Origin of the sequence: Corynebacterium callunae, from assembly GCF_046592015.1 — a bacterium.
Taxonomy (GTDB): Bacteria; Actinomycetota; Actinomycetes; order Mycobacteriales; family Mycobacteriaceae; genus Corynebacterium; species Corynebacterium callunae_A.
Genome location: NZ_JAWVOB010000017.1, coordinates 1 through 9,095, shown reverse-complemented (window position 1 = coordinate 9,095; position 9,095 = coordinate 1). Strand labels below are relative to the sequence as shown.

Annotated in this window: 8 protein-coding genes; 2 read left to right on the top strand and 6 right to left on the bottom strand. The window is 50.0% G+C overall.

All coding sequences use genetic code 11. The annotated features are described in order from the left end of the window. On the top strand, positions 1-222 hold a 222-nt coding region (locus SFC07_RS13085), incomplete at its 5' end, for a hypothetical protein (RefSeq protein WP_411208757.1). Here the strand turns inward: SFC07_RS13085 and SFC07_RS13080 are convergent. The 6 genes from SFC07_RS13080 to SFC07_RS13055 are packed head-to-tail and all read right to left on the bottom strand — an operon-like array spanning position 219 to position 8,148. Next, a complete protein-coding gene (locus SFC07_RS13080; RefSeq protein WP_411208756.1) occupies positions 219-1,418 on the bottom strand; it encodes a PLP-dependent aminotransferase family protein in 1,200 nt (399 codons plus the stop codon). The genes SFC07_RS13085 and SFC07_RS13080 overlap by 4 nt on opposite strands. An 11-nt stretch (positions 1,419-1,429) precedes the next feature. Beyond that, a complete protein-coding gene (locus SFC07_RS13075; RefSeq protein WP_411208755.1) occupies positions 1,430-3,115 on the bottom strand; it encodes a dipeptide ABC transporter ATP-binding protein in 1,686 nt (561 codons plus the stop codon). 15 nt (positions 3,116-3,130) lie between these two features. Continuing rightward, positions 3,131-3,991 carry an ABC transporter permease gene (locus SFC07_RS13070; protein WP_411208754.1) on the bottom strand — a complete coding sequence of 287 codons (861 nt, stop codon included), beginning with the start codon at positions 3,989-3,991 and terminating at the stop codon, positions 3,131-3,133. Then, a complete protein-coding gene (locus SFC07_RS13065; RefSeq protein ID WP_411208753.1) occupies positions 3,988-5,016 on the bottom strand; it encodes an ABC transporter permease in 1,029 nt (342 codons plus the stop codon). The genes SFC07_RS13070 and SFC07_RS13065 overlap by 4 nt, the downstream gene beginning before the upstream one ends. A gap of 13 nt (positions 5,017-5,029) precedes the next feature. Next, positions 5,030-6,703 carry an ABC transporter substrate-binding protein gene (locus tag SFC07_RS13060; protein WP_411208752.1) on the bottom strand — a complete coding sequence of 558 codons (1,674 nt, stop codon included), beginning with the start codon at positions 6,701-6,703 and terminating at the stop codon, positions 5,030-5,032. Between the two features lie 26 nt (positions 6,704-6,729). Then, positions 6,730-8,148: an FAD-binding oxidoreductase gene (locus SFC07_RS13055; protein WP_411208751.1), complete on the bottom strand. Its 1,419-nt coding sequence runs from the start codon at positions 8,146-8,148 to the stop codon at positions 6,730-6,732. Positions 8,149-8,408: 260 nt separating this feature from the next. Here SFC07_RS13055 and SFC07_RS13050 point away from each other — a divergent pair, with 260 nt between their 5' ends. Further along, positions 8,409-9,035: a GNAT family N-acetyltransferase gene (locus SFC07_RS13050; RefSeq protein WP_411208750.1), complete on the top strand. Its 627-nt coding sequence runs from the start codon at positions 8,409-8,411 to the stop codon at positions 9,033-9,035. The last annotated feature ends 60 nt before the right edge of the window (positions 9,036-9,095 follow it).

Below are 9,095 nucleotides of genomic sequence, written 5' to 3'. Positions count from 1 at the left end.
ATGTTAAAGATTGTTTGTCGTTTTATCCGCTTGTTTTCCTTTCCGCCTCATCAACCACACTGTGGCGGGGCGTTGTCGGTCGCGGCGACTTCCACTAAGTTACACGGCAACCACTACTTCCACAACTTTGCTGGTCAAGTTATCTTTTGGGGCGGTGAAGGCCACCACACCCCTCGCTACCTACGGCGAGGGGTGCGTCGACAAGCATCTTTTGGTTTTTAAACCTGCTTAAGCGCTTGACCGAGGCGACGCGCAGCTTCGCGGAGCTGCTCCTCCCTCTGGTTGCTAAAGGATAGGCGCAAACGGCGATCGGCATCAGTGCCAGGACCAGAGGCAAAGAAGGAGCCACGCTGATACTCCACGCCGGCGGCACTTGCAGCGGTGGCCAGCTTGTCAGGATCAATGGAGGAGTCGCGGAGTTTAGGCCAAAGGAAGAATCCACCCGCTGGTCGCGGAATCTCAAAAACGCCCGGGGCTTCTTGCTCCAAAGCGTCAACCAAGGTCAGCGCTCTAGTTTTATAAACGCTGCGGGCATTGTCGAGGAGGTCATCAAAAATACCGGGCGCAGAGGTTAGATAATCAGCAATAATATGCTGCACTAATAGGGAGCTATGCGAATCCTGCCTGCTGCGAAGGGCAACTGCATCTTTGCTGAAGTGCTGCGGCAAACGCACCCAACCCAAACGCAGGCCAGGACCCAGAGTTTTGGTGAAGGTGTTGACATGGATGACGCGGTCTGAAGTATTAAAGAGGGAGACATCGGCAGCTTTGTCACCAAAACGGATCTCGCGATAGGGGTTATCGGCGATGATCGTGAAGTTATAACGCTCTGCCAGGGCAACAAGTTGCTTACGACGAGCGCTGGACAGGGTTGCTTGAGTCGGGTTGTGAAAATCTGGAACGGTATAGATTGCAGAGATCCGCTTCCCGGCCACTAGCTGTTCCTCCAGCTCATCGACGTTGAGCCCCTGTTCATCCACGTTGATTGGAAGAATACGAGCATCGTTAAGCTCAAGTCCGCGGAGAAAGAGCGGAAATACCGGGTTATCAACTGCAACGAGGTCTCCACGCTCAACTACCAAGGACAGCGCAAGCGCTAAGCCATGGAAGCCTCCATTGGTAATTAGGATTTCCTCCACGGGAACTTGCTCGCGGTAAGCAATCCATTCCCGCAAAGAATCCAATCCCTCAGTGCGCCCATATTGCAGTGAGGGAGCTCCAGCTTGTGCGAGGACCCGCGCCGTAGATTCTGCTAGCTCTGCAGTTGGCAGCAGTTCTGGGTCTGGTATTCCTCCGAGCAACTCAATGGCATCTGGCCGTGGATTACGCAGGGTGGCGTCTCCGAATCCCTTCGGCGCTGTGAGCGCTTGGAGCAATTGCGGACGTGGGGTTGTGTGATTTCTAATGATGCTGGTCATGGGTTTTTCCTTTAGACGGCAAGAGCAGGGGCTGAAGACGACTCACGTTGGAGAAAGTCTCCATGCCCTAGTGGGATGGCATTAATAAGTGCAGTGGTGTATTCATGCTGGGGATTGTCGAATACTTCTTTAACAAGGCCTTCTTCGACAACCTTGCCGCGTTTCATCACAGTGACGGTATCTGCAACTTGTCGAACCAAGCTCAAATCATGTGACACAAATAGGTAAGTCAGTCCCAACTTGCGTTGCAGCTCAAAGAGCACATCAAAGATTCCAGCCTGCACCGAGACATCAAGGGCAGAAGTGGGCTCATCCAAGACGAGGACCTTAGGCCGCAGTACCAGTGCACGTGCAATTGCGACGCGCTGACGTTGGCCGCCGGACAATGCTGTGGGGCGACGATTAATGAATTCAGATGACAGCCCCACCGATTCAAGCGCTTCCTCTACTAGCTCTCGACGCTGAGCACGTGAGCCTATCGAAAAGCGATCCAAAGGTTCCCGAATGATCCTCTCAACGGACCAGGTGGGATCCAAAGAGGTAAAAGGGTTTTGATAAACCAGCTGCAGGTCACGGTAAATCTTTTTGAGCTTTCGGTGTGCAATAGTGTCGATGCGCTCACCAGCAAGATAAATTTCTCCCGCGTCAGCCTCTTCAAGGCGCAGCAAAGTGCGAATGACCGTGGTTTTTCCAGATCCAGATTCTCCCACAATTGCATGGGTGGTTCCGCAGGCAACATTAATGCTGACATTGTCTACAGCGAGAATTGTCTTTCCCGCAACTTCAAAAGACTTTGAAAGATTGTTCAGCTGCACCGCTAGATCAGGTGTGCCTGGGGTTGCGGGGGTTGAGCTTGCGGGGGCTGTGTTTGCTGTGTGGGCAAGGGCGCGGAGTTCGCGGTCTAGCTGGTAGCGGTCAGGGTTAAGGGCTGGGACGCTTTCTTGCAACAACTTGGTGTAACTAGAGCTGGGGTTACTGAAAATCTCAGCAGTACTTCCAGATTCTTGGATCTCCCCTGACTTGAGCACCACAACTGAATGAGTTCTTTCAGCTGCAATAGCCAGATCATGCGTAATCAGCACCAACGCGATATTTGTCTTACGCTGCAATTCACTGAGCAGATCGAGGATGCGCCGCGAAACTGTCACGTCCAAAGCACTAGTGGGCTCATCAGCGATGATTATTTCTGGCTCTGGAAGAATAGTCACGCCAATCAATGCCCTTTGCAGCATTCCGCCAGAGAGCTCATGGGGATAAGAATCATAAACCCGCAGCGGATCAGGCAAACCAACGCTGTCAAACGCATCGAGGATTTTAGCTTTTTGCTCTTCCTTTGAAAGGTTGGGAAGAAGCGCTGCCGCCTCATGTGCCTGGGATCCAATAGTTCTTACCGGGTTAAAAGAATTTCCAGGGTCCTGCGGAATAAACCCAATGCTACGACCCCGCAATGACCTAAAGCTTTGTTCCGATAGCCCGAGAAGCTCTTTGCCTTCAGAGTTGAAAACCTCTCCACTCACGCGGGCATTAGTCTTATCCAATAGACGTAAAATCGCCCTAGCCGTAGTAGATTTTCCGGAACCTGATTCTCCGATGATGGCCAAGCTTTCGCCGGCGCCAACACTAAAACTGAGGTTTTTAACGACAGTTTCAGAACCAAAGGCGACAGATAAATCCTTGACCTCTAATACTGAGTTCATTGTTTTTCTCCTGGTTTAGGTTGTCTTTCGCAGCCAACGACTGATGCGGTTGATTGATAGGACAGTGAGCACGATGGTTATCGCTGGGAAGAACACCAGCCAGGGGGCAATGGTGTACTCCTTGCCGGAGGAGACTAGGAGTCCCCAATCTGAGGCAGGGGGTGGATCGCCATATCCCAGAAAAGCCAATCCGGCAATAATCAAAATCGACATTCCAAATTGCAGCACTGCTAGTGAAAAGACCGAGCGCGACGCATTTGGAACGATGTGCCAGACCATGGATTGCAGGCGACTTCCTCCAAGAATTCGAGAAGCCTCAACAAATACAGATTGACGAGCGGAAATAACTTCAGCGCGCATGATTCGCGCAAACACCGCGACGGCTGAAACTCCGGTAGCAATTGCCGCATTGATCGTTTCAAAACCAAGGGAACTCACAATGACAACTGCGAGCAGGAAGCTAGGAATTGCGAGCAGAACATCAATAAACCTGGACAGCGCGCTGTCCACCCACTTCCCCAAGAAGCCAGCGAGCAAACCAATTGTGCTTCCAACGACCAGGCCGATAGCCACCGCGACCAAAGCGCTGCTTACCGACGAGGCGGTGCCGTAAACCACACGTGCGAAAAGATCTCTGCCAATGTGATCTGTTCCAAACCAATGCTGCAGGCTGGGCCCTTGCAAGCTTTCACGAGGTGTGCCGTAGTCCGGAGCATAAGAAGTAAATAGAGAAGGTACAACTGCCCACAGAGCGATTATTGTCAAGAAAATTCCGGCTAATGCCACTGTGGGAGGAATGCGACGGATACCTGCGAATTTTCCATTATTCGTTGTTAAAGATCGTGGACGTACGCGATCTAGCGACACCAGAGTCATACCTCAATCACCTGCTTTTTAGAAGTTTTCTTAGATTGGGCTTTTGCTACATCAGTGGTGGTCTTGTGCTTTTTGGACGCTGCCTGGCTGATCTTCACCCGTGGATCAAGCAGCGGATAGGTCAGATCTGCAAGCAAGTTAGCGAGCACAAAGATCAGTGCCGATACCGATACCACCGCTTGGAGAACCGGGAAATCCTGACCAGAAACTGCGCGTTCAATCACTGCACCAATGCCCTGCCGCCCAAAAACCATTTCGGTAATTACCGCTCCACCAAGCAACTCACCGATAGTCAATGCCAAAACAGTGACCGCTGGTAGCGATGCTGGTTTCAGCAAATGCCGAAAAACCAAACTAATTTTGCTGGCTCCTCGAGATTTCACCACTGTTGCATATTCCTGATTGGCCTGCTGATCCAGGTTTGTAACGAGCACTTCAGCGGCCTGGGCTGAAACAGGTATGCCAAGAGCTACTGCGGCCAGCCCTGTGCCAATAGGTGTTTCCGGATTGATGATCTGGAACCAGCCCAATTTGAAGGCAAAAATATTGATAAGCAGCAGGCCAATAACGAAGTTTGGAACTGAGAGGAACAGTGAGGGAAAAGAGCGAATTAAGCCCTGGCCAAAACGTGGTGGCACTAGTTGTGAACCGATAGCGATTAGGAACGCAAGCAAAACCGCCACGAAAAGTGCTGATGCTGCCAATGCGAGTGTGGAAGGAATTGCATCCCCGATAATCTTTGAAACTGGTAGTGAGCTGGAAAGAGAAATTCCGAAATCACCGACCACAAAGCGGGAGAAAGAACTCCACAATTGCACAAGTAGAGGTTGGTCCAGGCCATAGTAAGCAACCAGCTTGGCGACTTCTTGTTCTGATAAGCCGCTCTCCGGGTTTTGTAGCCTGGTGGTAATTGGATCCCCGGGCAGCACTGTAATAATCAGGAATGTGATCACATAAGCCAACACAACAACGAGTAAGGCTTGGGCGATTCTCCTAGCAGCAAATTTAAGATATTGCGTTTTCATCGCGTTGGTAGTCCTAACGATCTAGCCAAGCAGTAGCAAAACTTGCATAAGCAAGGCCGTTATAGGTGACATCGTAAAGGTCTGGGGTGGTGACATAAATTCGCTGCACAATATCAACGAGCGGAACATAAAGTCCCTGATCAAGCACATAACCCTGGAGCTCATCAAGACTCTTGGCACGGGATTCACGATCGGAGGAGCTCGAAATATCCGTAGAGAGCTTATTTAGGGTCTCATCGCTCGTTCCGACGCGGAACCAGTCCTCATCACCTTGTTTTTGACCGACGATGACGCCGGCAACAGTTCCTGCATCAACGAAACTGCGGGAAATAGGCTTAGCCTGAACTTCCTTATTGGAGTTAACACGCTCGGTGAAGGTTGCCACGTCATAGGCCTGGAGTTTTACATCAAATCCCAAATCGCCCAGTTGCTGTGCAGCAAGTTCATCGGCGGCCTGTGAAGTTGAAACATATGGGTTTGGATAGAGAGTTACCGAAAGAGTCTTTCCATCTTTTACGCGGATACCATCAGGCCCGACAGTCCAGCCGGCTTCGTCGAGAAGCGCTTTTGACTTTTCTGGGTCAAAGGAAAAATCTTTGGTGTGATCGGTAGATTCAGGCACATTGCTTTGAATAAAGGACTGCGCAGCCGTCCAATCCTCGGTGTAGACAGTCTGTAGGATTTCATCTCTATTGATGCCACGCTGGAATGCTTGACGCACACGTACATCATCAAATGGAGCTACCTGGGTATTAAGGGCATAACCCTGAACAAATCCAAGATACTTCGGGGTAGCTACTTCAAATCCAGCATTTTTCAGTCCATCAAGTTCCTGTGGAGTGAGGTTGTAGACAACATCAGCCTGCTTAGATTGAATTGAACCAGCACGTAAAGAGGTTTCTGCAACTTGCTTATAGGTAATGCTGTCGAGATAAGCGGGACCAGTGTGTCCACGTGCGTCAGGACCCCAGTTGTAATCTTCACGCTTCTTCAAAGTCACATGATCAGCGTTGCTCCACGTGTCGACCACGAATGGACCAGAGCCGATGTTGTTACTCAGATTGCCTTGATCTTCAAGCGAACCAGCCAAGGATTTTGGTGAGATAAGGATAGAACCGTGGTAGCCCAAAGTTGGGATAAAGCCAAGAGTTGGTGCAGAGAAATCTACCTGAACAGTGGTGGCATCTAGCGCAGTTGACTGGAGATAGTTGGCGGAGGGGAACAAACCTACTCGAGCAATTCCCTTATCGGGTGCGCCCTTTGCCCACATATCAATATTTGCAACCACTGCCGCAGCATCAAGTGGGGTTCCATCGGAGAAGGTCACACCATCTTTAAGGTGCAGAGTGAAGGTCTTAGCGTCAGCGGATTCTTCCCAGCTCTGTGCAATCCATGGAGAAATCTTTCCTTCAGCATCGACATACACCAGCTTGTCAGTGATCTCGCCCCAAATATTTCCTTGGAAGCTAGAAATCGAGCTCGTGTTTGGAACCCAGTTATCGCCGAGAGAGTCAATTTGGAAAACTAGATCTCCTCCGTTCTTAGGCTCTCCGCTAGCTGCGGAAGTTTCTGCTCCCGACGTCGAGCACGCGGTCACGGCGAAAGTCAGGGAAATTGCAGTAAGTACCGCAGCAGTTTTTTTGAGCCAGTTGCGAGGTGAACGGCCAGGGGTGTTTTTCTTTGTCATTTGAGTTTTCCAGTTGTGGTTTTCTACTAAATGGCTTTGCCAGGATTAATGAGGGACTGTGGATCAAATGCACGCTTAATTGCGTGCTGGATTTCAAGGCTTCGGGGAGATAACTCCAACTCCGCGAGATAGCGTTTAGCTGATCCGAGGCCATGTTCTGCGGTTACGGTGCCACCAAGTGACAATGCGAACTTAATGAGATCAAGGTTGGCTGCTGCTACCGCTGGATCTGGTGTTGCTGGATCTGCACTCTCTGGAACTTCTTTACTAATAAGAGGATGAAGGTTTCCATCTCCAGCATGCCCCAGTGCGCTTACCTCAACGCCATACTTTTCTTCCAAAGTTGGAAAATAGGCAAAGACATCTTTGAATTTGGAGCGCGGTACAGCAATATCGCTGCTAATTGACCAACGCCGTGGATCTAGGCCTCCCCGACCTGAACGCCTGAGCTCCCACAAGACTTCACCGGCATCTGTGTCTTCCTCAATTACATTTCCGCCGACTGCGGTGAGAGCCGCACCAAGGTCAACGATCTGTTCATCGAGGCCATAGCCATCAAGTTCAATCAGAATGAGGGAGCCTCCACGGCTCCGCAGTTGGGTGCCACTTGCATTGTCGATAGCCTTCAAAGTTGGTTCATCAATGAACTCAATGATGCTTGGACGTACAGGGGTGCGTGCGATTGCGGAAAGACCAGCTGCTCCGGATTGTGTTTCGGGAAACCATACAGAAATGGTCTTACGAGCAGGTGGGATTGGACGTAGTCGAAGAGTTGCACCAACGACGATGCCCAAAATTCCTTCTGAACCAATAATCAAAGATCGAAGATCAAGTCCGGTTACACCTTTGAGAGTGCGCTGTCCGACGGTAATAAGTTCTCCGTCTGACAGCACTACATCAAGGCTCAGGATAGATTCCCTGGTGACACCGTATTTCACGCATCGAAGTCCGCCTGCATTAGTAGCAACATTTCCGCCAATGCTTGAGAGATTCCAACTTGCGGGATCTGGTGCATAGAAAAGGCCAAAAGGAGCAACTTTTTCATTGAGCTCGGAGTTAATAACACCTGGCTCAACTACTGCAAGTTCGTCTTCAACATTGATTTCTACAATCTTGTTGAGCAGCTGAGTAGAAACTACAAGTTGATTGGAAGCAGCAGTTGCACCACCAGATAATCCTGTACCTTCACCACGGGGAACTATTCCAATGTGTAATCGTGATGCAGCTTTGAGAATCGCCTGGACTTCTTCGACGGAAGATGGCCATACAACCGCGGGACCTGGCTCTTGGACTTGGGCCTTTGGGACAGTGCCGGCGTCATACGAATATTCCACAGTTTCAGCCGATGGCCATGCAATTTTTAGTGAGGGGAAGGCTACTTCGAGTTCAGAGAGAAGTGTTGTAATTTCACCGATTTCTGACTTAAGTGCAATAGTGTCCGTCATGTCTAACTCCTTCTATTCTTTGACGGATGTCAGACTATTGGTAGAACGCTCTGTTCACAATTGTTTCACTTAGCCTGAATATTTGCTGGTCAAAGCCATTTATTTGTTAAAATAGGGCAACATTCAGCTCGGAAAATATTGTTGCTGACCAGCACTTTTACATGCTTTTATGGTGTCAATGAAAACAGAAATGAAAAAATCTAGAAAAACATAGACAGAATGGTTCGCTCAAATCGAACCACTTATTCAAAGGAAGAAATATGTCATTAGAAGATAAGATCATTCATTCTCGACTCGATGCAGTCGAAGCTCAACCTCTTGTAGATGAACTCGCATATGAGTACGCAACGCGCTATGCGGATTTTGACGGGTTCGAAAAAGAAGAGGATGCACCCGAAGAAATCGATCTTTTCCCACCATTCCTATTCGAAGCACCCTATGGTGATTTGCTCTTGATTCAGCGTGGTACTCAGACCATTGCTGGTGGAGCATTCATGTACCTCGATGAGGAGACTGCGGAGGTTAAGCGTGTGTGGACTTCCAAGGAGCACCGACGCCAGGGCTTGTCCCGCCGGATTATGACAGCGCTGGAGAGCGCCGCTGCTGAGCGTGGCTATCGACGAATCTACCTCACCACTGGCCCTCGCCAGCCAGAAGCGAAGCACCTCTATTTGTCGCTTGACTATACCCCGCTATTTGACCTTGATGAAGATCCAGAAAAAGTTCTTCATCTTGCCTTTGAAAAAGTAATCACTCCCCTGCGCGATGGAGTAGACATTGAGGGATCAGAAGATGAAGCACTAAAACAACGCAACGCAGTAGAAGAAACCTACCGCTGGCGGCCACGACCACACACGCGTCTTGCTGATTTGAAAACAAGCGCATAACAAAGAGGGGGGGGTGGGGGAAGGCTAGAAAACCTTCCCCCACCCCCCTCATAAATAAAA